General features: G+C 60.9%; 23 protein-coding genes and 3 pseudogenes. 9 read left to right on the top strand and 17 right to left on the bottom strand.

Features of this window, described 5'->3' with window-relative positions; translation table 11 throughout:
* Positions 1-333 precede the first annotated feature (333 nt).
* Positions 334-1,427 (top strand): annotated as a pseudogene (locus KHO33_RS43040) (ISAs1 family transposase).
* An 18-nt stretch (positions 1,428-1,445) separates the two neighbouring features.
* Here the strand turns inward: KHO33_RS43040 and KHO33_RS35665 are convergent.
* The 15 genes and pseudogenes from KHO33_RS35665 to KHO33_RS35595 form a co-directional block, all read right to left on the bottom strand.
* Positions 1,446-2,228, bottom strand: a complete 783-nt coding sequence (locus KHO33_RS35665) for a heparin lyase I family protein (RefSeq protein ID WP_200568064.1) — start codon at positions 2,226-2,228, stop codon at positions 1,446-1,448.
* Positions 2,225-2,974, bottom strand: a complete 750-nt coding sequence (locus KHO33_RS35660; protein WP_200568063.1) for a WecB/TagA/CpsF family glycosyltransferase — start codon at positions 2,972-2,974, stop codon at positions 2,225-2,227. Before KHO33_RS35660 ends, KHO33_RS35665 begins: the two co-directional genes overlap by 4 nt.
* A 29-nt stretch (positions 2,975-3,003) precedes the next feature.
* A complete protein-coding gene (locus KHO33_RS35655; RefSeq protein ID WP_200568062.1) occupies positions 3,004-3,963 on the bottom strand; it encodes a glycosyltransferase family 4 protein in 960 nt (319 codons plus the stop codon).
* Positions 3,960-5,270 (bottom strand): VpsF family polysaccharide biosynthesis protein, encoded by a 1,311-nt coding sequence (locus KHO33_RS35650; RefSeq protein WP_200568061.1) that lies wholly within the window; start codon positions 5,268-5,270, stop codon positions 3,960-3,962. Before KHO33_RS35650 ends, KHO33_RS35655 begins: the two co-directional genes overlap by 4 nt.
* Positions 5,271-5,272: 2 nt before the next feature.
* Positions 5,273-6,352 carry a glycosyltransferase gene (locus KHO33_RS35645; RefSeq protein WP_200568060.1) on the bottom strand — a complete coding sequence of 360 codons (1,080 nt, stop codon included), beginning with the start codon at positions 6,350-6,352 and terminating at the stop codon, positions 5,273-5,275.
* Positions 6,349-7,788, bottom strand: coding sequence for a lipopolysaccharide biosynthesis protein (locus KHO33_RS35640; RefSeq protein ID WP_200568059.1), 1,440 nt, complete (start codon positions 7,786-7,788; stop codon positions 6,349-6,351). Before KHO33_RS35640 ends, KHO33_RS35645 begins: the two co-directional genes overlap by 4 nt.
* Positions 7,781-9,025 (bottom strand): UDP-N-acetyl-D-mannosamine dehydrogenase, encoded by a 1,245-nt coding sequence (wecC, locus tag KHO33_RS35635; protein ID WP_200568058.1) that lies wholly within the window; start codon positions 9,023-9,025, stop codon positions 7,781-7,783. The genes KHO33_RS35640 and wecC overlap by 8 nt, the downstream gene beginning before the upstream one ends.
* A gap of 17 nt (positions 9,026-9,042) precedes the next feature.
* Positions 9,043-10,224 (bottom strand): non-hydrolyzing UDP-N-acetylglucosamine 2-epimerase, encoded by a 1,182-nt coding sequence (gene wecB, locus KHO33_RS35630; RefSeq protein ID WP_200568057.1) that lies wholly within the window; start codon positions 10,222-10,224, stop codon positions 9,043-9,045.
* Between the two features lie 15 nt (positions 10,225-10,239).
* Positions 10,240-12,492, bottom strand: coding sequence for a polysaccharide biosynthesis tyrosine autokinase (locus KHO33_RS35625; protein WP_200568056.1), 2,253 nt, complete (start codon positions 12,490-12,492; stop codon positions 10,240-10,242).
* Between the two features lie 2 nt (positions 12,493-12,494).
* A complete protein-coding gene (locus KHO33_RS35620) occupies positions 12,495-12,986 on the bottom strand; it encodes a low molecular weight protein-tyrosine-phosphatase (RefSeq protein ID WP_200568055.1) in 492 nt (163 codons plus the stop codon).
* Entirely contained in the window at positions 12,983-14,155 is a 1,173-nt protein-coding gene (locus KHO33_RS35615; protein ID WP_456291055.1) for a polysaccharide biosynthesis/export family protein, read from the bottom strand. Before KHO33_RS35615 ends, KHO33_RS35620 begins: the two co-directional genes overlap by 4 nt.
* A 92-nt stretch (positions 14,156-14,247) precedes the next feature.
* Complete coding sequence (locus KHO33_RS35610) at positions 14,248-15,663, bottom strand: undecaprenyl-phosphate glucose phosphotransferase (protein ID WP_200568071.1); 1,416 nt, start codon at positions 15,661-15,663, stop codon at positions 14,248-14,250.
* Positions 15,664-16,575: 912 nt separating this feature from the next.
* Positions 16,576-17,744: pseudogene (locus tag KHO33_RS35605) on the bottom strand (IS3 family transposase).
* Positions 17,745-17,804: 60 nt separating this feature from the next.
* Positions 17,805-17,951: pseudogene (locus KHO33_RS35600) on the bottom strand (redoxin domain-containing protein); the annotation flags it as partial.
* A 186-nt stretch (positions 17,952-18,137) separates the two neighbouring features.
* Positions 18,138-18,461 (bottom strand): hypothetical protein, encoded by a 324-nt coding sequence (locus KHO33_RS35595; RefSeq protein ID WP_200568053.1) that lies wholly within the window; start codon positions 18,459-18,461, stop codon positions 18,138-18,140.
* A gap of 309 nt (positions 18,462-18,770) precedes the next feature.
* Here KHO33_RS35595 and tssB point away from each other — a divergent pair, with 309 nt between their 5' ends.
* The 5 genes from tssB to KHO33_RS35575 all read left to right on the top strand — a co-directional run bounded on the left by tssB (position 18,771) and on the right by KHO33_RS35575 (position 20,924).
* Entirely contained in the window at positions 18,771-19,265 is a 495-nt protein-coding gene (gene tssB, locus KHO33_RS35590; protein WP_200568052.1) for a type VI secretion system contractile sheath small subunit, read from the top strand.
* Between the two features lie 27 nt (positions 19,266-19,292).
* Complete coding sequence (locus tag KHO33_RS42695) at positions 19,293-20,084, top strand: type VI secretion system contractile sheath domain-containing protein (protein WP_407946212.1); 792 nt, start codon at positions 19,293-19,295, stop codon at positions 20,082-20,084.
* A complete protein-coding gene (locus KHO33_RS43035; RefSeq protein ID WP_407946213.1) occupies positions 20,075-20,176 on the top strand; it encodes a hypothetical protein in 102 nt (33 codons plus the stop codon). Before KHO33_RS42695 ends, KHO33_RS43035 begins: the two co-directional genes overlap by 10 nt.
* 92 nt (positions 20,177-20,268) lie before the next feature.
* On the top strand, positions 20,269-20,544 hold the full coding sequence (locus KHO33_RS35580) for a PAAR domain-containing protein (protein WP_234480890.1): 276 nt from the start codon (positions 20,269-20,271) through the stop codon (positions 20,542-20,544).
* A 59-nt stretch (positions 20,545-20,603) separates the two neighbouring features.
* The gene (locus KHO33_RS35575) at positions 20,604-20,924 is read left to right on the top strand and encodes an H-NS histone family protein (RefSeq protein WP_200568051.1); all 321 of its coding nucleotides are present in this window, start codon (positions 20,604-20,606) and stop codon (positions 20,922-20,924) included.
* Between the two features lie 388 nt (positions 20,925-21,312).
* Here the strand turns inward: KHO33_RS35575 and KHO33_RS35570 are convergent, their stop codons facing one another.
* Together KHO33_RS35570 and KHO33_RS35565 are read right to left on the bottom strand one after the other, a co-directional pair.
* Complete coding sequence (locus KHO33_RS35570; protein ID WP_200568050.1) at positions 21,313-21,531, bottom strand: hypothetical protein; 219 nt, start codon at positions 21,529-21,531, stop codon at positions 21,313-21,315.
* Positions 21,532-21,716: 185 nt separating this feature from the next.
* A complete protein-coding gene (locus tag KHO33_RS35565) occupies positions 21,717-22,142 on the bottom strand; it encodes a DUF2628 domain-containing protein (protein WP_200568049.1) in 426 nt (141 codons plus the stop codon).
* A gap of 78 nt (positions 22,143-22,220) precedes the next feature.
* Between KHO33_RS35565 and KHO33_RS35560 the strand changes: the two genes are divergently transcribed.
* From KHO33_RS35560 to KHO33_RS35550, 3 genes are all read left to right on the top strand, one after another.
* The gene (locus KHO33_RS35560; protein ID WP_200568048.1) at positions 22,221-22,457 is read left to right on the top strand and encodes a phage tail assembly protein; all 237 of its coding nucleotides are present in this window, start codon (positions 22,221-22,223) and stop codon (positions 22,455-22,457) included.
* A 154-nt stretch (positions 22,458-22,611) separates the two neighbouring features.
* The gene (locus tag KHO33_RS35555; RefSeq protein ID WP_200568047.1) at positions 22,612-23,652 is read left to right on the top strand and encodes a hypothetical protein; all 1,041 of its coding nucleotides are present in this window, start codon (positions 22,612-22,614) and stop codon (positions 23,650-23,652) included.
* Between the two features lie 323 nt (positions 23,653-23,975).
* Positions 23,976-24,740 carry a lytic transglycosylase domain-containing protein gene (locus tag KHO33_RS35550; protein WP_200568046.1) on the top strand — a complete coding sequence of 255 codons (765 nt, stop codon included), beginning with the start codon at positions 23,976-23,978 and terminating at the stop codon, positions 24,738-24,740.
* Positions 24,741-24,750: the final 10 nt, after the last annotated feature.

Genomic DNA, 24,750 nt, shown 5'->3' with positions numbered 1-24,750 from the left:
AGGCTATTCGATCAATCAATCCGGATCGTTGCCCGATTTATTTTGCGATAGCAAAACCCTCATTCGCCCTGCTCTGGAACGTATTGCAATATACGGCTTCCGGTTTCTGCCCGATCGCCATCGTGGAAGATCCTTGCACGCGCGTAGGGCAGTTAATGCCAATCTGTTACGTGCGGGCGTCCGCACACTTGAATCCCTTGTTCGGCGCCTTCTCGCAGCGGCCCAGAAAATCGACTTTGTCAACGAGCACGAGAGGTTGGCCAGGGCTGTTAACTTGTCTTCATCCGTGTTAATTTCGGATTCCCGTCATGACACTCATGACACAAGAGAACGATGATTTTTGGTGGCGTATTTTCGGAACTGAGTGACCGTCGCAAGGCACGGGGAAAGCGCTATGGACTCGAACCGCTGCTGTGCGCGGTCGTACTGGCCATGCTGACGGGCGCGAACTCGCTCAGGAAGATCGAGGCGTTTATCGACGAGCGGCTGGGGCAGCTGAATCGCCTGCTCGGTACGAACTGGCGCAAGGCGCCAAGCTGGGTGGGAATCAGACGGTTCCTGCTGGAAATAGACGAGAACGAACTGGAGATCGCGATTCGCGCCCATGCTCACGCAGTGGCATCGCCGCCAGCGGGACGGCAGTTCATCGCAATCGACGGCAAGGCCCTTCGGGCAAGCGCCTCACGTGTGCTGGATATGCCGGCCAGGCAACTGGTGTCGGCCTTCGATCATGATGATCTGATTGTGCTCGGCCACGTTGAGGTGTCGGACAAGTCCAACGAAATCCCGGCCGCACAGGCATTGATTGAATCGATGGGGCTTCCCGGTCTGGACGCGCTGCATTGCCAAAAAAAACGCTGACGCTCGCTTCGGCAAAGGGCGCGGACGTACTCCTGCAGGTCAAGGGAAACCAGCCGGGATTACTGGCCGCATGCGAGGATCTGGCACGTCACCGCGCCCCGATCCAATTCGACGTTCAGCATGACAAGGGCCACGGCCGCATCGAGACACGCACCGTGCACATCTTTGATCTGTTGCCGGGCTGGTTGCCTGACGGCTGGCAGCCGCTTGTGCAGCAGGTAGCCCGTGTCTCGCGCACAGTTGAGCGTCGCAAGGTGGGCGGCTGGCACACAACGGATGAAACGGCATGGTGGATCAGTACGACAGCGCTGGACGCACGGGCGTTCCAGTCAACCATTCGTGGCCACTGGCGTGTCGAAAACCAGAATCACCATGTTCGCGACGTGACGCTGCGAGAAGATCATTGCCGCGCCCGACACAAGCCCGGCGTACTCGCACGCCTGCGTTCCATGACCATGAACTGTCTGCGGACACGCGAGGTTCGTAACGTCGCTGTCGCCCTGCATCGAAACGCACTGAACTTTGAGCGGGCCCGGGGCTTCGCATGTGCAACCCGGAAAACTTAACAGCCCTGGCCCCTACCCTCAGTCGTCCGTGCGCCGATGCCCCTTCTTCTTTGACAGCAACACCGGCCCGAACGAGACGGCGCGGTATGTCACGCTATCCGGCTCGATGTGCCAGAGCCATTTGTAGATACCCACCTTGAGATAGGCTCGCATGTCGTGCTCGTATGCGTTTGGCGACCCGCGCTCGCTGTAGACAGGCACGCCGTCCTTATACAGTTCCGTCACGGCATTTTCGCCTGCCCCGTCCGGAACGTAATGCAGACGCCAGCAGATCGTTCGTCCCCTGTCGCTCGCTGGTGCGCCGAACGCAACACCTCTCGGCACCGACTTCGCATTCGAGCGGATTTCCAGCGCATACTGGTTGCCTTTCAACAGCAGGGCAATCGGCGGAGAACCCACCGGCGTTCCCTGGTGGATCTGCGTGATAATTTCGGGCTGAGCGGTATCGATCTGAAAATCGTTCCGCAGGCGCGTCGACCATTGCAGGATGTAATCCTCACCAATCGCAAAGGTCGCGTCGTTCAACACGACTTCCGCACGCGGGGATCCGTTCGCGATCTGCGCAAAATCATCCGTCCGGCTGAGATGCACATTCAACATCGGCCCACCACCCGACACGACTGGGCCGATCACTACGGACTGCTGCGTCGGCGCCTGGACCGATAGCACGCGAAGACCGTGGCGCCAATCGACCGACATGACTGGCACGTAACCTTCCGGGTGGTCGAATTCGCACGTCGCAGGCGCCGCGCCTGCGACACATGCATACCAAAGCATGAACAGCAGCGGGATACGTCTCATCTTGAGACTATCGAGTTCAGTTTTGCGCGCATCATCATGTATGCAAAATACGCATTCGTCGTCAAATACCGTCGCCACATTCGCCGCGGCTCCTGAATCACCCGAAACAGCCACTCAAGCCCTGCCTGCTGCATCCAGCGTGGTGCGCGGCGCACGTGCCCCGCCACCACGTCGAATGTCCCGCCGACACCCATCACGAATGAAACGCCCAACTGGTCACGCCAACGATCGATGAAGATCTCCTTGTGCGGGGATGTGATCGCGACAAACAGCAGTTTCGCTCCCGACGTGCGGATCTTGTCCACCATCGCCAGCTCGTCGTCCCAGAAATAGCCGTGATGGAAGCCTGCGATGCGGAGACCGGGGTACCGGTTCGCCGCCATGTCCGCCACTTTCGCCACCACGTGTTCGCGCGCACCGAGCAGATAAACCGGAAACCCTCTTCCCGCAGCCATCTCCAGCAACGCGCCGAACAGGTCGACACCAGTCACTCGCTCCGGGATGTCGTACCCGAGCACGCGCGCGCCCCAGACGACACCCATTCCGTCCACATTGACAATATCGCATGCGTTGACCGCATCGGCCAGGCGAACGTCGCGGTGCATGTTGACGATTTTCGCGACGTTGACGACCGAGTGCTGCGTAAACGTATTCGCGTCGATTCGACTCTCGATCAGCGCAACGGTCGCTGCTGCAGTCAACGCGTCGATCCTCGCGGAAAAGAAAGTGATGCTACGAGCGGTCATGAGCCGGACTCCTCTTGTTTTGGAAACGTCTATCTCCTGGATAGCGTTGCCCGATAAAGCGCAAGCACGTTTTCGGCGACCTGTGACGACAGGTATCCGCCCGACGCGAGACGTCGCGGGCCATCGCTCCGTTCGCCGGCCTCGAGCACCCGGAACAGCAATTCGGCAAGCTCTTCCGGATCGCGGCTGCCGGCAATGTGGCACGCGCCTACGCCGGATAACAGCCGCTCGACATCGCCAACGTTGACCGAGACGACCGGTAGGCCGCAGGCCATCGCCTCCTTGACCGACTGCGGCGAACCTTCGCGCTTCGACGTCATCAGCAGCGCATCCGCTTCCTGAAGCAGTCGGCAGACCTCCTGGCGGTCTAGCCCGTCGATATGGCGTTCGAAGACGGGCAACGGATAACGTGCCCTTACGATCGCCAGAACACGCTCAAACAACGGGTAATCCTTCTCCTGCCGCGAAGCGCTTGACGGAAACACGACAATTCGCTCAGGTCTTCCGCCTGGCACCAAGTCGAGTGGCTTGAAGAGCGCATCGTTCACCGCGCACGGAATCGTCACGCAATGCGGATTCACGGTCCGGATCGCGTGACGGATTTCATCGCTGACCGCAATGCACGCATCCGCGAATCGCACCGATACAAGCGTTACAAAGCGCAGTGCCTTGCTACCGAGCACGTCCGAGCCATGCAGTGTGACGACGATCCTTGCTCGCGACAGAACCCGGACGAGCGCAGCGGTCCATGCCGTCAAGCCGAAGTGATAGTGAACAACGTCATAGCGTGTGCCCCAGACGCGCAGCAGAACCTCCGCCGCCGAGCGCAGGTAGGCGAATCGCGAAGCGAACCCTCGGACCGAGATGACGTCGACACGCACATCCGGTAGCAGGCGTAATGCGGCAACCTGCTCGGATACGAAGATGCCCTGACTGGGTTGGGTCGGATTCTCCCCTGCCAGCATGTTCGTGACGACCAGTACTCTCATGCTCTCCTCCGACGCAGGCTGGCCCCCGCCTGCAGACGTTCGTCGACGGACGCGGCGACGCCATCCGGGATGTGTCGTGCCTGTTCGCTTGCCGTCGCCGCAGATACGGATTCGATCCGCTCAAGCCATCTGCATCGCGTACACCAGATGCCGACGATCAACAGGAAAAACGCCGGCGTTTTGGTAATGAGCGAGTTGTTGGTCAACGCGACCGCAAAAAACACCAGCAAGATCACCAGGAACCGTGTGCGCATCGCCGACGCCGCGTCGTAGGTCAGCTTGCGTCCCGTTGCATAGACGAAATACCCAATGGCCACGGTGCAGACGGCACCAAACGCCAGCACATAACCCACCAGAAAATTTTCAATGACGCCGATACCGGCATTGCTCATCATCCGGGTGATATCGATCGTGCTGTTGCCCGCGAGCAAGCGCCACCAGTCGAGCTGTTGAAGCAGATCGACCGATTTGACACGCACGGCCGCGCTATCGTCGTATGCGCCGACCTGCGAGATCCGCGTGCCGACGACGCCTGAAAGCAGGAGCCACGCAACGCCACCCGCGCAGGCCGTCGCCCCGGCCATGAACACCGCGAGGCGCCCGGCCGACGCGAGACCGTAACGCGCGAACGTCACCGCATTGACAAGCAGATAAATCGCAAGTGCGCCGCGAGCGCCGAACGCGATCAGCGCGCCGACCGTCAAGACAAAGATCAGCACCGACGTCAGCCGGCGCACGCATGTCTGCTGGCAGACTGACAATGTCACCAAAATCAGCGCGTTATTCAGCGGATGCCCTTGCAGAGCAGTCGAACGAAAGTACTCGCCGTACCAATCGCCGATTGTGATCAAATTGACATGCGCGACCACTTCCAGCATCGCTAGCACCGATTCGATCACGATGAACAGCGTGATCATCCGCGACAGGCGTCTCGCCACACGCTGTGTCGTGAACGGCAGCACGGCCGCAAGCAGGAACGCCGCAACGATCGTATCGACCGCAAAGCCCAGCGATTGCCCCGCGCTTTGCAGCGACTTCATGACCAGAATCGCGCAGGTCACCCACGCCCCGGCGACTGCGACACGAAACCGCGAACTGTTCACCGCATGCTTGAGCGAATGCGCACCGCAGACGACAACCAGAAACGCGATAACTGTCAACACGGTATACGGATGGACCTTCAGCCCACCTCCGGCCGTCTCCGTCGAATAATTCAGACCGGCCATATTGAACGCCGCGCCGCTTACGAACAATGCGAAAAAGACGGCCAGCACGACGCATTCGCCGGCGATCAGGGACCGTCTCAACCTCATTGCTCGAACCCCGCCACGCGCAGATATTGCGCACCGATCTCGTCGAGCGAGAAATCGCGCGCTCGCATCACCTGACGTGACGGGTCGCACCGGCGCCTCAGCGAATCGACAATCGCGCGCGCCATCGCCGACACGTCGTCGACCGCAACTAGCATACCGAAACGACCGTTTTGCAAAATCTCGGCCGGCCCGTGCATGCATCGCGTCGATACGATCGGAAGACCGAACGACAGCGCTTCGACGATCACGTTGCCGAAACCTTCCACTCGTGACGAACACACGAACAGATCAGCGGTGCGATAGGCATCGAAGACCTGCGCGCTGAATCCCGGCAGCGACACAAAGTCGGCCACGCCTTCGGATTCGGCCAGCGCCTCGAGCCTGGTGCGCTCCCTCCCTTCGCCGAGAATCGTCAGACGGGCGCCGCCAACTTCCCGGTGGACCTGCGCGAATGCGCGAATCAGCGTGTCGAAGCCCTTCTCCCACGCAAGCCGCCCGACCGCGAGGATGTTCGGACACGCCGCAATCTGGCGCGACGCGGTCAACGCTTTGGCCGGCACATAGCAGGGATTGTGGATCACGACGATGTTGCGCCGGCCGATGCACGGCATGCGCGCATCCAGCTCTGCCGCGATTCCGCTCGATACGGCAACGATCGCATCGCTGAACGGATACAGCAGCATCGTGATGGCCCGCGTGACTCGGCCTTTGACGCCGGGCCGACGGAACGCGATCGACGTGTGCTCGCTCACGATGAGTCGCGTCCGCTTTCCACGACTGATTCCGGCGAAAAGCGAAATCAGGTTGGCATACGGCAGCAGCGAAATCAGACTCCGTGCGCGATGACGGGCGAGCAGTCCACGCAGTTCGAACACGCGCCCCAAATGACGCCTGCTGTTCGCGACGATCAATGTCACGCCGGGCGGCAACGCGAAGTCGAGTTTCGGATCGTGAACGAATATCGCCACGCGCAGCCCGCGGCTCGCCATGTATCGCGCCACTTCCACCGCGACCCGCTCGGCGCCGCCTCCGCGCAGCGATGGAATATGGATCAGTACGTCGAGAACCGTATTCATGATCTTCTCGCCATGAGCGAGCGCGTCAGGAGCGACCGGCAGGCGCCTACGTCCAGCAGATACATCCCGGCCGCAAACGCGATGACGGCACCCGCCGCCGCGAGCATCCCCTGCCACGGTTGGGCAATGCCGCCTGGCAGGCCCGCGACGCCGATGACCGACCCGACGACACCGGACGCGAGGCAGACAAGCGCCAGTATGCCGATTCCTCCGGCCAGTTGACCGACATTGACGAACGAACGGGACAACAGCGCACTTAGCAGCAGCGACACGCCATGTGCAATTGCCAGACCGACGAGCATTCCGGCTAGCCCGCCGAGTTTCGCACCGCTGTACAGCGCAACGACTGCCACACAGAGGGTCGCGAAGTTGATCGCCATCAGCATGTGGGTTCTCGAAAACAGGTGATAAGCCTGATCGAAAAAATGCGTTCGGAACGCGCTGATGACGGCGATGGCCAGAAGTGGCAGCACGATCGGCTCCGCCGCCGCGCCCAGCGTCTTGCCCAGCAGCAACGGGAAGGCGACGTCACGAGCACAGAACAGTGCGGTCGACATGGCCAGTACGCCGGCGAGCATGAGGGTTCCCGTTCTGGCATGGAGCCGGCGATAGGCATCGTCGGTGCGCTGTTCCTTCTCGCGCAACAGCCACGGATATGCCGGCGTCACGACGAGCAGGCAGGCGGCAGTAGTGACATTCGTCACGAGGGTCGCTGCCGCCGCGTACGCACCGACTGTCGTCGCCGCTTCGAACTGGGCGAGAATCGGCCGATCGAGACGCGTCAACGCCGTCGTTGCGACGAATACGGGGATCAGCGGCAAACCATAGCGGATCATGTCGATCAGATCGGCTTTGCTGAATCTGCCGCCTATCGATGCTTTGCGCGCATGCCAGGCACCGATGATTGCCGCGGCGACGAACACGACCGCCGATGTCACGAGCACGGTACCGACCGAATGCGTGACCCGGTAGGCAATTGCGCCCGCCAGCGCCGCGCCCGGCGTCAGCAGCACCGCGCCGCACGCATAGCGCAGCCCCGCGCCCGCTGCACGCGCCAGTTCCTGCGCGTAGAGCGCTGCACTCTTGCCGAGTCCCATCGCAATCACAGCGAGCCATTCCGCCTGGATCGGTGCGCCGAACGCGAGCGTTGCCAGTACGACAACGATCACCGCTGTCGCCATACCCGCGCCGGTCAAGTGCGACGTGCTCAGGAAGGCGGCCAAGCCGCTCCGCTCGCGGGATGCCCAGAACTTCACCAGCGCCAGCCGATGCCACTGGAACAGCACACCCTGGAAAGCCTCGACCAGCGCCAGATACACCGCAAGCCGGCCATAGTCGGGCGCATCGAGCGTGTGCGCGTACAGCGCAAGTGACCCGACGCCGCCGATGAGCGAGATCGCATAACCCGCGGCGAGGCCCAATCCCCTCCTAGCCACGAATCAACACCCCTCGCGTATCGACTACGACCTTGGCCTGCATGCGTATCGGATCAATCCGCTTGAACTGCACGTGGTCGACCAGAATGACGATAATGTCGGCGACTGCCAATGCCTGAGCGGCCTCGACGAGTCGCACGTGGCCGTCAAGCGCAGGCGGTAGCGCGTCGATGTTTGGCTCGACGGCGATTACCTGCCCCGGGAATCGATCAGCAAGATGCTGGACAATGCTCACGGCAGGGCTTTCTCGCAAGTCATCGATGTTGGCCTTGAACGCCAGTCCAAAGCATGCGATGACCGGCTCGCGAAAGCGTTGCGCGGCACGAGCCACGCGCTCGATCACGTAACCTGGCTTGCTGTCGTTGACGTTCCGCGCGGTCCGGATCAGTTGCGAGTCGTCCGGCGCGCTGTCGACGATGAACCAAGGATCGACTGCGATGCAATGGCCGCCGACACCCGGCCCCGGTTGCAGGATGTTGACGCGCGGGTGGCGATTCGCAAGGCGGATCAATTCCCACACGTTGATGTCGAGTTTGTCGGAAATGATCGACAGTTCGTTCGCGAACGCGATGTTGACGTCGCGAAACGAGTTTTCGGTCAGTTTGCACATTTCGGCGGTACGGGCGTCCGTCAGAATGCAGTCGCCACGGACGAAAATCCGGTACAGTTCGGCCGCTGCCTCACTGCAGCGAGCCGTCATTCCGCCGATCACGCGATCGTTCTCGACCAGTTCGCGAATCACGTGACCCGGCAATACGCGCTCGGGACAATACGCGATACGGATATCGGAGTTTTCGCCTGCCTGCTGCGGAAATGTCAGATCGGAACGCACCGCTGCCAGCCATTCCGCAACCTTCTCGGTCGTGCCGACGGGCGACGTCGATTCCAGTACGATAAGGTCGCCCGCTTTCAGCATCGGAGCAATCGCGCAGCAGGCCGCCTCGATATACGTGAGATTGGGCTTGTGGCCATCGTGAAACGGCGTGGGCACCGCGATCAGAAATGCATCGGCCTGCTCCGCCTCCGTCGTTGCACGCAGATATCCCTGTGTGACCGCGGCGCGAACCAGCATGTCGAGTTCCGGCTCGACGATATGCACGTCACCGCGATTGATCGTATCGACCGTCGTCCGATTCACCTCGACACCGATCACGGTCTTGCGTCGGGCCGCAAACGCGGCGGCGGTGGGCAGTCCGATGTATCCCAGGCCAACGATGGAAATCACGTCAAATGACATAGTTTCGGTCTCTTTGCTCAATGAATGGTTGCCAGCGCCTGCGTCGGCTGCCCGGTCAACCCGAACGTCGATGCGATGGTGCCGACAATGCGCGTGCACGCGTGCCCGTCGCCATATGGATTGTGCGCATGGGCCAACGCGCGATATTCGTCGTCGTCGCACAGCAGCCGAGCGACGGCCGACCTGATACGTTCGACGTCCGTGCCGACCAGCTTGACGATGCCTGCCGCGACCGCCTCCGGCCGCTCGGTGGTATCACGCATCACCAGCACAGGCTTGCCGAGCGCCGGCGCCTCCTCCTGGATGCCGCCGGAATCTGTCAGGATCAGCCACGCGCTCATCATGAGAAATACGAAGGGCAAATAATCCTGCGGTTCGATCAGTATCACGTTGCCGATCCCACCAAGACGGCTGAACACGGGTTCGCGCACGTCCGGGTTCAAATGGACCGGATAGACGATTTGTACGTCCGGATGCGCGTGTGCAATCTCCCGCAATGCAGTGCAGATGTTTTCGAATCCGCCGCCGAAGTTCTCACGACGATGACCCGTGACGAGAATCATGCGGTTCCGGTTTGACAGGAACGGGAAACGCTCGCGCATCTGCAGCGCGTGACTGCCGTCCGCGCGCAGTTGCTCGCAGACAGTGAGCAGTGCGTCGATGACCGTGTTGCCCGTTACGACGATTTTTTCGTCAGCGACACCCTCGCGCCGCAGGTTCGCGCGCGCGGTATCGGTCGGCGCAAAGTGATAGGCCGCGAGCGCTCCCGTCAGCTTCCGGTTGGCCTCTTCCGGCCACGGGGAGTACAAGCTTCCAGTACGCAATCCGGCTTCAACATGACCGATCGGAATGCGACGGTAGAACGCGGCAAGCGATGCGGCAAACGTGGTCGTGGTATCACCGTGTACCAGAACGAGATCCGGCCGGAAATCGTCGAGTACTGGATCGAGACCCGCCAGGATGTTCCCAGTGAGGTCGCTAAGCGATTGACGCATGCGCATCACATCGAGGTCGTACTCCGGCACGATCTCGAACAGCGCGAGTACCTGATCGAGCATTTGCCGATGCTGCGCGGTCACACACACCCGGCATTCGATTCCGGGCATGTCTTTCAAGGCTCTGACGACCGGCGCCATCTTGATGGCTTCCGGTCGTGTACCGAAGATGACCAGAACCTTTTTTGCGGAAGAACTCAACATTGCACCTGCCTTATTTCAGTGGCTTTCGAGCTGCGTTTCGTGCGCGTCTGCCGCATATGCGTATCCGCCGTAGTTGCCGTAACGCGCCGACCGCAAGCTGGGTTGGAAACCGTTGAAGACTGCGCCGGTCACGCTCGCGCCGACGCGTTCGATGCGTTTCACGCACTCGAGAATTTCTCCGCTGCTGGTCATCCCGGAACGCGTGGCCATCAGGATCGTTCCGGCAAACGGTGCGATCACCGTGGCATCGGAAACCGGCAGCAGCGGCGGCGCGTCGACCAGCACGATGTCGTAGCGTGCCGACGCTTCCTGAACGATCCCCGCGAGGCCGCCCGACGACAGCAATTCGACTGCCTGGCTGATCAACGGCCCGGTTGCAAGGAAATCAACATTCGGTGAAATGCTGCGCGCGAGCGCGTCGTCGAGCGATATCCCGTCGCGCAACATGTTCGACAGGCCGGTTCTCGCGGACACACCGAACTCCTTCGCGAGGTGCCCACGGCGCAAATCGCCGTCGATCAGCAGGACGCGCTTGTTCGACAGGCCGAGCAGTACCGCGACGTTGGCGGAGATGAACGATTTACCGGTGCCCGCCGACGGGCCGGTCATCAGGACCAGATTGTTCTCGGGTCGTTCAAGCAACGTGAACTGAAGTGCCGTGCACAAACTACGCAGCGCCTCGACCGCCGGCTCGTAGGGGCATGTCAGCGCAAGCACTGCAGGACTGCGGTCCTTGCGCCCGCTCGGCTTCGATAGCTGACGCTGTTCCGCGCTCAGCGGAATCGTCGCGATCACGTTGAGCGACGCATCGCGTTCGATGTCCATCGGATCCGTCAGGCCACCGAACAACGCCTCACGCGCAGCCGCGGTGCTCACGCCGGCCAGCACGCCGAATGCCAGCGATATTGCCAACGCCCACACCAGCTTCGGCTGCACAGGTCGATCCGGCACGACCGCACGGTCGATCACGCGAACGTTACCGATCTTACTCGCGGTGGCGAGACGAAGCTGCTGGATGCTGTTCAACAGACCGACGTAGATTTGCGTCTGAACCGAGACGTCCCGCTTGAGCCGAACCAGATCTTGCTGTGCGTCGGGAAGATGCTTTAGAAGACCATTGAACGTGTCGACGTTTGCGCGCGCGGCGGCGATCTGTTGCTCGACGGCAACGACGGCAGGATGCTCCGGTGTATACCCGGTGGACATTTCCCGACGTTTTTGCTCAAGCTGGAACAGGGTAGTCTGGGCATCGACCGACTGCGCGAGCATTGCCTTCGCCTGCTCGTCGAGATCGATGAGATCGTGCTTGCGCTGATAGGCGCTGAGCCGGTCCTCGGCGAGGCTGAGCTGATTCGAGACGTCAGGTAACTGGCCGCTCAGGAATTCGAGCGAACGCTCCGCCGTCGCTGCTTTGCGCCCGGCGTTCTGGCGCACGTAATTTTCCGCGATTTCGTTCAGCACGTTCGACGCGAGATCCGGGTCGTAACTTTCATACGTCACGCCCAGCACGCCGGATTGATCCTTTCCTTTCTCGGAGATCGTCAGATCCTTTTGCAGCTGATCGAGAACCTTGAGCCGCGAATGGCGTTTCAGCAGGAACTCTGCCCCGTTCTTGCTGACGAGCTTCGATACCGTCAGCGAGATGTTGCCCGCGCTCGTCTTGACCTGCAGCGGCTGACCGACAACACCGATAACATCATTGTCGAGATCGTTGCCCGACAGACGGAACCGGCCGTCGCCGAGCGATGTGACGACGAATCTGTCATCCACGAAATCCTTGGGAACGTCGAACGTGTTTACGGTGATTGCCTCACGCCCCCAGGCATAGCCCCCCACCCCGAACAAGCCCGGGGTTGACAGCCCGGCGCTGCGGCGCGCGATCGCGGCGCCAACGATCGGGAAGTAGCGTGGCTTCGCGTCGATGTACATCTTGAGGTTGTCGACCACTGGCTCCGTTACGAGCCGTGAACGGAGAATCTCCATTTCGCCGTCGTCGGTCGATTTAACGTCGAACAGCGAACTCAGTCCGCCGATCAGCCCGCCAGTCGCCGCGCCCATCAGATCGGAGCCGGCGCTTTCCACCTGAACGACGATGTCAACCTTATAGACCGGCTTCGCGACGAATACGTAGAAGACCCCGATCAGTACGCACGCGACCGTCGCGACGCCAATGGTCTTGGCGTTCTTGATCAGAACGTCAAGGATTCCCCGAACGTCGATTTCATCCGCGTCTCGCGGCAATTGTTGATTTGCTTTCAAAACGTTCATGGTCACTGCAGGTTATCGTTGGGGAGCGATCCGGAATCTGAACGACGGTATTTGCTTCCCGTGAGATTCGCGATGCGCATCACCCAGTCCTGGACACCAGGCTCGATGAGCTTCATCGCGTATCCATAACTGTGTTGGGATCTTCGGTACGGATCCGGAATGTCGATGCCGTGGACCTCACCGAGTCGATAGACGCGGCCGCGGGTCATAGGACAAATGCGCTCAATCACGCGTCGCTGCTCCTGCTCCATGACCAGAATGAGGTCCGCCGATCGACACATCTGTTCGTCGAGACGCTTGGCGCGATGGCCGGACATGTTGAGTCCACGTGTCGACAGCATCTCACTCATCACCGGGTCGATCCTCATCCCGCTGACTGCTGCGAGCCCTGCCGAAATGACGACCTTGTCCCTCAATTCTCGGGACAGCAGTCCCTGGGCAGCAGGGCTGCGGCACACATTGCCGGCGCACACGATCAGGATTCGCGCGATCATTTCGTGACGATTGCCGCAGTCAGACCGGCGTTGATCGCGGGCAAGAGGAGATTCAGGACGCGGCTCAACCGAACCAGGCCGTTGCTATCCACGTACACGACATCCTTCGGTTGTAGTTCGAACTGGTTCGCAAGCACCATCGCAACCGGCGACCGCGCGTTGAGATGAAACACACGCGGTGTAGTCGCCTGCGATCCTCGAATCACGTAAAGCTGCGCCGCGTCCGCGCTCATGTTGTTCAGGCTGCCAGCTTGCGACAGCGCTTCGCTCAGCGTCAACCGGCCCGTTTTCATCGGCATGGCTGTCAAGGGCTTATTGACCTCGCCCATTACGTACACGCCGTTTTCATCGCGCGACACGACACGAAGCAAATCCCCGCTCTTGAGCGCGACATCGGTCGGATTCGTCCCGTGCTCGAGCATGTCCGTCAGATCCAGCGGATACGACACGCCGTCCCGCACGAGGACCATCCGGCTCTGGTCCGCCGCCGGCGTAAAGCCGCCTGCGCGATTGATTGCCTCGTACAAGGTCATCGGGATATCGTTGATTGGCACGCCGCCCGGTGACCGGACTTCCCCGTCGATATAAATCTGTTTCGCGCGAAAGGATGCGACACGAACCGTCACCTGCGGTTTTTTGAACACACGGGATAGCGCGCCGGCAATCTGCGCCTGCACCTGCTCCGGCGTGCTTCCGGCGACATGCACGCTACCCGCGTACGGCACGTAAACGTCGCCCGGCGCGTCAATGACGAATCCTTGCGGCGGATCGAACGGTCGCGAATTGGCCTGCTGTTGCGCCCCGAGCGCGGCCGCAAGCTCCGGGTGGTCCCAGACCGTGATCTGCAGCACGTCTCCTGGGCCAAGCGTGTACGGCCCCGCCTTAGCGAAAAGACGCTCGGCCTGGGCGGCACCGCCGGTCGCTGCTACGTCTTGCAACTCACGAATCAATGTCGCGGTGATCTCGTCGATCCGAACCGGCCTAGATGTCGGCTCGGTCGTCGCGTCGCCGCTAGTGACCGGTACCGACGCGGGTGCGGTCATCCTCATTCCTGGCGCAACGGCGCACGCCGACAGATTGATGCAAATCCCGATCGCGAGTGCGCGTAGCCCGGTTCCGCGCCGGCTCAACACGGCAGCATAGGCATGTTGAATCTCCAGATTTCTCATCTTTGTGCTTTGGACAATGTGATACCGGGCAGCCGCTTCGCTGCAACGGTCGATCAGTGGGCTGGCCTCACTCACGATCTCGCTCGATACGGTCAATACGCATTGCTGCCCACAAACCCCTTCACGATCGTCGCGCCGACGATCTTCATATCCAGCCCGAACGACCAGTTCCTCAGGTAATAAAGGTCGTGCTCGACCCGCCCCTGCATCTTCTCAATGCAATCGGTTTCTCCTCGATATCCGTTGACCTGCGCCCATCCCGTGATCCCCGGTTTGATCCGGTATCGCTGGATGTACCCGGCGACGACCTTTCGGTACAGCTCGTCGTGCTCGATCGCGTGCGGGCGCGGGCCAACGACCGACATGTCGCCGAGCAACACGTTGATGAATTGCGGCAGTTCGTCGAGGCTCGTACGACGCAGGAAGCACCCGAGCGGTGTGACGCGCGCATCGTTGCGGGTCGCCTGCATGACGACGCCTGACTGTTCGCCATGCAATCGCATCGTGCGGAACTTGTAGATACGGAACACGCGGCCGTCCGCACCCTTGCGCAGTTGCCGGAAGAACACAGGACCGCGCGACGTTGCCTTGATCGCGAGCGCTATCGCGAGCATCAGCAGCGACAGCGAAATGAGTGCGAGGGCCGCGAAGCAGCGGTCAAAAATCTCTTTGTTTAGCAGCGCATGCGGCGGCAGCGGTGACGCAGTGAGGTTGATCGTCGGCATGCCGATCACGTCCGTCAGCCCGCCGTCGAACAGCGACAGCGCGCTGACGTCGGGCATGAAGCGGATATTCACGAGTTCCTCGCGAAACTCGGACACGAAGCGCAGGATCGTACGCTCATCGGACAACGGCAGCGCGAGCCACAGTTCGCGCATGCCTTGCTGACGGACGTACGCGATGAACGCAGCGTCATCCTCGAATGTCGTGATGCCCGACGCCGACACGCGCGAAGATGCATCCGCGTTGAACACCGCGACGACCCGGAATCCGCTTTCCGGCGATTGCGCGATGTTGCGCAGCATGCGCTGGCAATACAGGCCGCGACCGACCACCACGACCGAGCGGAGGTTCATCCCCGCATGCCGCATCCGGCGTAGGACCACATGCGCGGCAAGCCGCACGCAAATCAGGGCGCCGCCGGCCAGCCCGGTCCAGTATGCAAGCCACAGGCGCGACACGACCCCCGACTTGTGCAAGGTGAACGTCATTACGAGTGCACCGCACTGAACGATCAGCCATGCAAGCGCAAGCTGCCCGGCGAGCCGGAGCATCGAGCGTCCGCGCCACGATTGATACACGCCGAAGACTGGAAACAGCACCAGTGCAAACGCGCAGGAAAACGCAACGAACGACGTGTCGAGACGCACGCTCGCGATGTCGGCGAAGCGGATCTGCGCAGCGGCGATCGCGCCCGCGACGATCAGGCTCAGGTCGGCCGCGCGCGCCGCGGCGCCTTGTGGACTCGGCGCAACGGGTCGATATTCAAAGTGAGGGTTCGTGCTCATCATCTCGCCGCCGTATTCACAATGTCGCCAGAGAAATGTCCGGATGTGTTCTCCCCAGCATCTTCAGCTCCGGGTTGTAACCGGCCAGCACGCTATCAAAATTTAACTTGTTGATTTCGACCTTCTCGCGCTCGGCAAGCGCCCCCGGGGCCTTGTCGGCGACTGAAATCGCCGGCCATGAGCAGCTCCGTGCGTTCTTGGGCTCCGCCTGTGTACAGGTCGATTGTGATCTGGATGCGATTTTTTGGAATTTCTTTCTGATAGCTGTCCGCCATGCACCCCTCTACGGTAGATGAGACCCAAAAGCACGGCGAGCATCAAGTAATACTCCGCGCACACCTATCCCGCGCTCGATCGGCTCGCTAAGTCTCCACTGCGGCAAAGATTCGCTAAGCCCTGTTGTCAGGCGTACTACTCAATATACTTACTGAGGACTGCATTAGACGCGGCAATCCATTCACTCGGCAAATGGAGATTTTTCGAGATAGCTGCTATCAACTGGGAATTATTGTCAACTCAACACACACAGTAGACTCTCACTTGAGAATGTGTCCACATGAAGCAAGCAAAACGTCTTTTTACACGTCAAGACTGAGTTCATCAATCAGACAAATCTTATTTTGTCAAAAATTTTGAAGGAGCATTGTCCAACGGCGGGTGAGCCTGGACGGGCGATTTGCGATGCATTTCCACGGGATGATGAGCCCGGAGTGAAGCGAGACCCGCAAGGGGGGGACTGCCGATTGGCGGCAGGCCATGGGGATGGCTGATCATCCACGGATGATCAGCGACTTGAACGAAACAAGAATCCGCACCATTGAACAGGTACGAGCCATCCTCGACGGAACCGAGACGTTGGAATTTGAGCCTGCAACCAACTGAGGTCGGTCGTCAATAGTGGAGAGCAATGGGTTAAGCCGCAAGTTGCACTTTATAAAATCGCTGCGTGAAGGCAGCGGGCGACAGATAGCCAAGACGCGCCTGCTTGCGTTGCCGGTTGTAAAAGATCTCGATATATTCGGTGATGGCCTGTCGGGCTTCGGCGCGTGTCCTGAACCGATGGTGGTGCACGAGTTCGTTCTTGAGTGAGCCCCAGAAGCTTTCCATCGGGGCGTTGTCGTAGCAATCGCCCTTGCGGCCCATGGACATCGTCATGCCAAACTGCTTTGCCAGATCCCGATAATCGTGGGAGCAGTACTGGGCTGCCACGATCCGAATGAAGAATCAGACCTGCTGGAGGCCGTTTGAGCGCGACGGCGCCGAATAGCGACTGCATCACCAGGGTGCGGGGGTCATCCGTTCGCTCATGGCGTAGCCAACCAGTTCGCCGTTGAACAGATCCTTGATACCGGCAAAGATACAACCAGCCCTCGTCGGTCCACACGTACGTTATATCACTCACCCAGGCCTGGTTCGGCGTGCTCATGTCAAAATTGCGTTCCAGCAAATTCGGTGCGACTGGCAAATCGTGCTTCGAATCTGTCGTATTGCGTATTTCTGAACTTGCGTTTCTGCTTGCAACGAAGTCCCAGTTTGGTACGAATGCGCCTGATGCGATGAATGCCAACGGGCACGCCGTGATCGAGCAGATCTGCCTGCAATCGCTCGCGTCCATACGTCCGCCGGGTTCGTTCGTGAGCCGCTGCAATCTCGACTTCAAGGCGGGCGTTCTCCCTTGCACGCGGCGATTCGGAGCGCCGGCGCCAAGCGTAATAGCCGCTGGCCCCTAGCTCAAACACCCGGCACAGCACGGCGATTGGGTAGTCCTGTCGCATCGCTTCGATCCGGTCGTATTTCACCGCGACTCCTTCGCGAAATAGACCGTCGCGTTCCATCGTGACCGTCGCCAGCTCACGTTTGACACGCGCCAATTCCGCTTCCAGCTCGCTCTGCGGCTTTTGCGTCTCGCCCACCTTCGCCAGAGTCCCTTTGCGCTCCGCAACAACCCAGGCGCCCAGCGTTTTTACCGACAAAGATAATCGGCCCGCCGCTTCCCGCTGCGATAGCCCATCGACAAGAACCAGCTTCACCGCCTGTTCGCGAAACTCCTTCGTGTAGCTGCCCTTCGGTACTCGATTCATCTGATCTCCGTTTCGCTCATTCTACGAAACATTGATCTCCACTTTCTTCAGCCTACCTCACAGTTCGGTCGTGCAGACCGGCGTGAAATCCGCCGGGTGCAAGAACAGGACGCCCCAACAACTGCCCAGCCATTCGTGAAACCTGATGCGGCCGACGCTCGAATCCTGCTCGAAATCGGGGGCGATGTCGCCAAGACGCAGACTCATGGTGTACCCCCGTAAAATGGTGATATAAAAGAACTACCTCGGGTGCCCGATCGCATGCAGGAATTCAGTGCGCACCTGCATGTTCATGGAACTCACCCATACCAAACCGCGTGACGATGTATTCGTTGCGACACCGGCTCTCACGCCTGCGCAGCTTCAGTCGCCTCACCCGAACCAGGCCGTTCCTCAGGCATCGGGGCCGCGAGCACGGCGCCGTTTGAAGCGGACACGATCCGCATAGAGCCAGTCGAGCAGTCCCCAGCTGCCCATCAATATCGCGAGGCCGATTAGCATCGCGGCGAGATAGCCGCCTCGCGTGAGGCCGTCGGGATGCGTGAGTTTGATCAAGATCCGGTACTGCTCGCCCATGCGCTCGACTGCCTTGAACGAAACGACCGACAGGTCCTTCGCGTTGTCGGCGCCCGGCACGTCAAGGAAATCCGCCTGCCGTCCGGTCAGCGTCTTCAGCTCTTTCGCGTATGTCCCGACTCCATCCAGCAATGTGGCCATTGTTGTTGTCCCGTTGTTCTCTCATCGTTAGCGGTCCTGTTGAATCAGCCCGGACAAACTCGGCTCGCCAGGATCCGATCTCGATCACGTGTTTGGGGCAGAAGGTAAACGCTTTCCGCGTCGCCGTGAAGCAGATATGGACCCGATTTTTAATTTTGACAAAATTTAACATCGACTCGGACCCGTCTCATTGCCCAATCTCCGGGGGATGTGATATTTATCCGTCCCTGATTTGTCGTACCTTTGCTGTGTTGATGTCCGGGCGTAACTCAAAACAGTTTTCAGTTTAACTAAACATAGGATCAGGCAATGAGCGAGTTCTTCCAGAACGAGGTGCCCCGTGCAAGAGTGAACATCAAGCTTGACCTGCATACGGACGGCGCCCAGAAGAAGGTCGAGCTGCTGGTGATGGGCGACTACAGCAATGGCCAGGACAACCGCCCGCTCGCCGAACGCGCGAAGGTCGACATCAACAAAAACAATTTCAACGCCGTGCTCGGTGAATACCGGCCAAAGGCCAAGATCGCGGTCGAGAACACGATGGCGAGTGACGGTTCCGAGCTGCCGGTCGATCTCGAATTCACGTCGATGGATGATTTCAGGCCGGAGGTAGTGGCGAGCAAGGTGCCCGAACTGCGCGCGCTGATGGCCGCATGCAACCTGTTGCGTGACCTCAAATCCAACCTGCTCGATAACGCAACGTTTCGCCGCGAGCTCGAAAAGATCCTCCGGGACCCCGCGCCCTCGGAGCGCCTGCGTGCCGATCTGCAGCAGATCGGCCAGTCCACGGCATCAGCCCAATAAGCGCGCAGCCTTCGAGGAGAGACCACCATGGCAAAGAACGAAATGAACCTTCACGAAGTGGCGGCAGCGGACGCGATTGTGCTGGACGCACCGGGCAAGAGTGTCTACGAATCCCTGTGCGAAAAGATCGACCTGACGCCGATAACCACGACGCGCCCGTTCGACGCGCTCCAGAGCGCGGAAGTGCTGTCGGAGTCGTCGCTCGATGAGCGCGTCACGCAGGCGATGAACGTCTTCCTGAAGATGATCAGCGAGTCATCGCAGCAGGTCGACCTTCTGGACAAGAGCCTGCTTGATTCCCATATCGCGGACCTTGACCAGCAGATCAGCGCGCAGCTCGACGCGATAATGCACAACGAGACGTTCCAGAAGATCGAATCGGCCTGGCGCGGCCTGAAGTTCCTGGTCGATCGAACCGACTTCCGCAATAACATCAGGATTGGCGTGCTCGACGTGTCGAAGGAGGCGCTGCGCCAGGACTTCGAGGACACCCCCGAAGTGATCCAGAGCGGCCTGTACCCGCACACGTATATCCAGGAATACGACACGCCGGGGGGGGGGCGAGCCGATCGGCTCCATTTCTCGCACTACGAGTTCGACCGCAGCCCGCGGGACATTGCGCTGCTGCGCAACATCTCGAAGGTATCGGCGGCGGCGCACATGCCGTTCATCGGTTTGGTGTCGCCGAAGTTCTACGGCAAGGAGTCGGCGGAGGAAGTTGCCTCCATCCGCGACATCGGCACAATTACTTCGACCGCGCGGAATACCTCAAATGGAAGAGCTTCCGGGAGTCGGATGACGCCCGCTATATTGGCCTGACGCTGCCGCGCTTTCTCGCGCGTCTGCCGTACGGTCCCGAAACCGTGCCGGGTCCGTGCATTCAACTATACGGAAGGCGTGAAGGGCCCTGACTACGCCTGACGGGCAGACCCGGCTCACGTTGCTTTGGGCTTGGCTCAATCGCGACTGATGGTCCACACCACACGGAAACGGAGAACCGATTATGAAAATGATGGCAGTAAAAGGTAACCGAACCACCACCGGCGGCTATGTGCTCGACGGTGATGAGACGTCGCTGGACAACGGACAGCCGGTCGCCCGTCACATGGATCTCGCCTCCTGCGGACGCTGCGGCAAAAACGGACCGATCCTCGGAACGGCAGGAACCTTCGGCATCGGCAACACGGAAGGCGTGCTCGACGGGGACATCGTCCTGTGCGACTGCCCGAAAGGCACCAACCGCGTGATTGCGCGCTCGACCCTGTATTACGCGCAGTAAGCACTGCCCCGTGTCGTTGCAGCCCTGCGGCACGACCGCATTGGAAAGGACATCAGTACATGAGATCGTATCGGGAACTTCTCGCACAGCGTGCGCAACTGGATGCCGATATCGCGGCAGCCCGCGCATTGGAGCGACGCGCCGCGATTGCACAGATCCGCAGCGCGATGACAGAATATGGCATCACGGTCGCCGCACTCGGGCGCTCTTATGGCCGGCGCAGGACGCGAGTCCCGCTTGCCCCGAAATACCGCAATCCGGCGACTGGCGCGATCTGGTCCGGCCAGGGCAGACCGCCGGGCTGGATTGCCGGCCAGGATCGCGAGCAGTACCGGATTGGGGCGAGCATCGACGCGAGCGGATTCAATGAGCAGAGGTAGCACGACGGGTTACGCCGCGTACGCCAGAAACGTTCCGGCGCGCACGCGTCTCCGTGTGCTGGGCGCGCTATCAGTGCTGCCCGGCGAGGGGTACCGCGCGGCCTGGTTACCGTGCCCTCGTGCTGGCCGCAGTCCACTGCCCCACGCGCGCGTGGGGCGGATGCTGCCTGTCGGGCTCGTATGAGGGCTACAGGGTGCCGGTTGAATTCGCGTGCGCAGCGCAATACCGCTTTGCACTGCCGATCCGGTTGCTGCGCCTGGCGGCGTGGTGTCCCGCCTGTGCACACGGGCGCACACCCCATACGATAGCGTCGATACCGACGGCACCAGAAGCACGCATGGTTCCGACAGCCGCTGGTTCGCGCGAACCTTGGATGGGTTGAGACGGCTACTGCATTGTCGCTGTGTGCGGCGCGATCACGCATGCCTCGATGCTCTCTTCTTCCTGCGCCGGCATCCCGAGGCCGGGCAATACGTCGTCGTAGAGTCCCCGGAAGCGCTCCAGGTCAGACAGCGCGCTCGCCTCGGCGCTCTCGGCAACTTCCCTCAGCGCCCCGATGAGCGTCTCCCGATCCGTCTTTGATTCGTGGCATAGCTCAAGTTTCACGGACGAGCGAGGCGAGCCTCGCAAACACCATCGCGTACTGGTCGCCGATGTGGAGCGTTGCTGGCCATGTTTTCGAGCGGGGCGATGCGAAGCGCGCGCCTGGAGAATCGCGGAGAATCCTGGCTCATGTTCTGGTTCCGATAAACGATAGCTGCGCGTGCGGTTAGCCAATGACGGCTTCGTCATCAGCTCTTGCGGAACGCTTCGAACGGGTTCCAGTCGTGGCGGCCTTTGACTTCCTTCAGGTAGTAGCAGTAGTTTGCACATCGCCCAATGACGTATGCGATTGCACCGTTAACGCCGTAATCGACCCCTCGCGGAATGTCTACTCCGGACATCATCTCAAAAACGGCTTCAAGTACCCCAATCACAACGACCAGGGCCAGCAGTGACAGCCCCGGCTTCCATAGTTTGAGCGCGAGGAAATAGAACGGGCCGAAGAAAAAGGCGAACCAGTTCAGGCCGAGCAGCATTTTCTGGCGAAACGGTAACGCTCCGATCGCGGTCAGGAACTCCTGAGACATGGGTGCCCCGTAGGTGTCGAAAAACTCGAAGCGCTCACGCCACTTCGGTTTGAGACTGGAATAATCCGGCGAAGCGTAAAAATTCAAAACAATACTCCTCAATAAAAAGCCAGCTAGAACCCGCGAATCAGTATAGCTGACAGCTTTTGAGCAAGAGAGGCAGACATGTCCGAAATCATTCCGCTAGTCAGTCCGGTCGATGACCTGACCGAGATCACGCTGCGCGAGCCGACCGTCGATGAAATCGCGAAGGTCAACGACGACGCGACGAAGTTCGACAATGTGCGCGCGATGAAAAACCTGATCGCATCGATGGCGAAGATCGAGGTCGCCACCGTCGGGAAGATGGGCGCGCGCGACTTCAACGCGTGCAACAAATACCTGTCCGGTTTTTTCGTGTAGTCCCCGCCAATCTGCGCGACATCGTGGCCGATGTGACGCACTTCTCTGGCTGGGGACCGCGCGACGCAGGCGCGCTCACGTGGACCGAACTGGCCGAATGGCTTGCGCAGGCGCAGCAGTCGAGGCACGGGTAAGGCGCGGCTGAGGTGCGACGATGGCTAACCCGACGATCCAGTTCACCATCTCGACGGTGGACAAGGCCACCGCGACCATCAACCGGATCAACAGTTCGGTCGCGAAGATGACGCGCCCGTACGCGAACCTCGCGAAAAGTGTTCAACGGTTTTCGAAGGCGTCAGGGCTGACCGAAGTCGGCAAGCGGCTCAATGTCGTCGCGCAGAAGGCCGGCAAGGCCGCATCCAGTCTCACCAAAATGGGCGCACCGCTGCTCGCGCTGGTGGGCGGCGGCACACTCGGGGGACTCACCGAAATGGTGGTCCACTGGGAGCGCATTGGCGCGGAGACCGAACGCACCTCACGGCTGCTCGGCATCACCGCCGCGCAGCTCACGCAGATGCGCAGCACCGCGACGCTGATGGGCGTCTCGGCTGACACGATGACCTCAGGCTTCCAGGGGCTCGCCGACGCCTTGCAGGATGCCCGCTGGGGACGCAACCAGGCGGCGTTGGGCACCCTTCAGGCGCTCGGCATCGTGCTGCACGACACGAAGAGCGGCACCATCGATGTCCAGCGCGTGATGCTCGATCTGGCCGACCGGATGAAGATGTTGCCGCGGCGCGACCTGGCCCGGTCGCTAGGCGTCGATCAGCTTCTGCCGGTCCTGATCCAGGACCGCGCGGGCAGGCAGGCGTATGCGGCCGAAGCGCGCCGGCTGCGCGGGGACTTCACCCCGCAGATGGCCGCTTGTGCGCAGGCGTTCGCGCTCTGGCTTAACAAGATGAGCACCGCAGCGGATGGCCTGAAGGCATCGATCGCTGACGGTCTCACGCCGGTACTTGGCCCGCTCATTGACACCTTTACGGAATGGATCGCAGCGAATTTTGAACTGATATCGCAGCAGGTCGCACAGGTGGTCAAACAGATTGCCGACATGCTCAACGACCTAAATTGGCCCACTTTCAGACAGGGTGTGACTGATGCGGTAACGGGGCTTATCCACTTCGTGGAATGGGTCGGCAAGGTGGTGAATGCGATTGGCGGCTGGAAAGTCGCCGCCGTCGCAATCGCGGCGTAAACGGTCGGCGGCTTCGCGTTGTCGGTGGTCTCAGCCATCGCCAGTATCGGGATGATGATTGCGCGGCTGGTACTGCTGAGAAAATTCTATGTCGATGCCAACATCGCGGCGCGCACGATGAGCGGCGGAGCCGCCCGGCTCGGGTTCCTGGCAAAGGTAGGGGTCGCTGGACTGGCTGCGGAGTCGGGACTCGAAGTGGCGAAGATGCTCGGTCTGCCCGACGTGGACAAGGCAAAGGGTCAGCGGGACCTCGCGAAAGGTAACTGGCTGGCGCGTCCGCCGATCTGTCCGCCGGGGATTTCCTTGGTGCGCTGTGGCACCGGATGCGGGGCACAACGGGACCGCGTGCGCCGAACCCGACAGGGACCGCGCCGCAGGAAACACCGGGCGCGACGACGCCAGCGAACGTGACGGGGTTGAGCGGCCTGAATACGGACCCCGACGGTGGTCTGCCGGTTCACGTGACTAACTTTGCGGATTCGCTGAATCAGGTCGGTGGAGGCATCGGCGGCGCGGGAACAGCTACTGCCAGCGCGGCAGGCGTCGGCGCATCTGTCAGGCAATGGGCAACCCGGCTCGACTTCGCGGGCAAGGAAGCCCGCTACGGCCCGGTAACAGGCCTGCTGTCGGCCCTCGCGCAGCAGAAGTCAGGCGGTTACGCGCAGGCCATCAGCCGGGCCGGTGCACGCGGCCTGTTCCAGTTCATGCCGGCGACCGAGCGCGAGTACGGCATCAATGCGTTCGACCCCGCGCAGGCCGCCGACGCCGCCGCGAAGAAGATGGCCGGGCTGATGGGCCGCTACCACGGCAATCTCACGGCGGCTCTGTCTGCGTACAACTGGGGCGAAGGCAACCTTGAGCGGCGCGGGCTCGCGAACGCACCCGCCGAGACACGCAACTATGCGCCGTCCGTGATGGCGCGCATGACCTCGCTCAATGCGGGCGCAATGGGCACAACGAACGTCGCATCCCTGAATGCGCCGATGCCGCAGAGCGCCGCACAGGCACCGGTCGTGCAGGTGCATACCACGTGCACGTTGCGCGCGATGGCAGCGTCACGGTCAGGACGCAGACACCCAGCGGCCTGAAGATTTCCCG

It is taken from the genome of Paraburkholderia nemoris (assembly GCF_905221015.1).
Lineage (GTDB): Bacteria > Pseudomonadota > Gammaproteobacteria > Burkholderiales > Burkholderiaceae > Paraburkholderia > Paraburkholderia nemoris.
The sequence above is the reverse complement of the archived record's forward strand: the minus strand, read 5'-3'. Positions and strand labels throughout refer to the sequence as shown.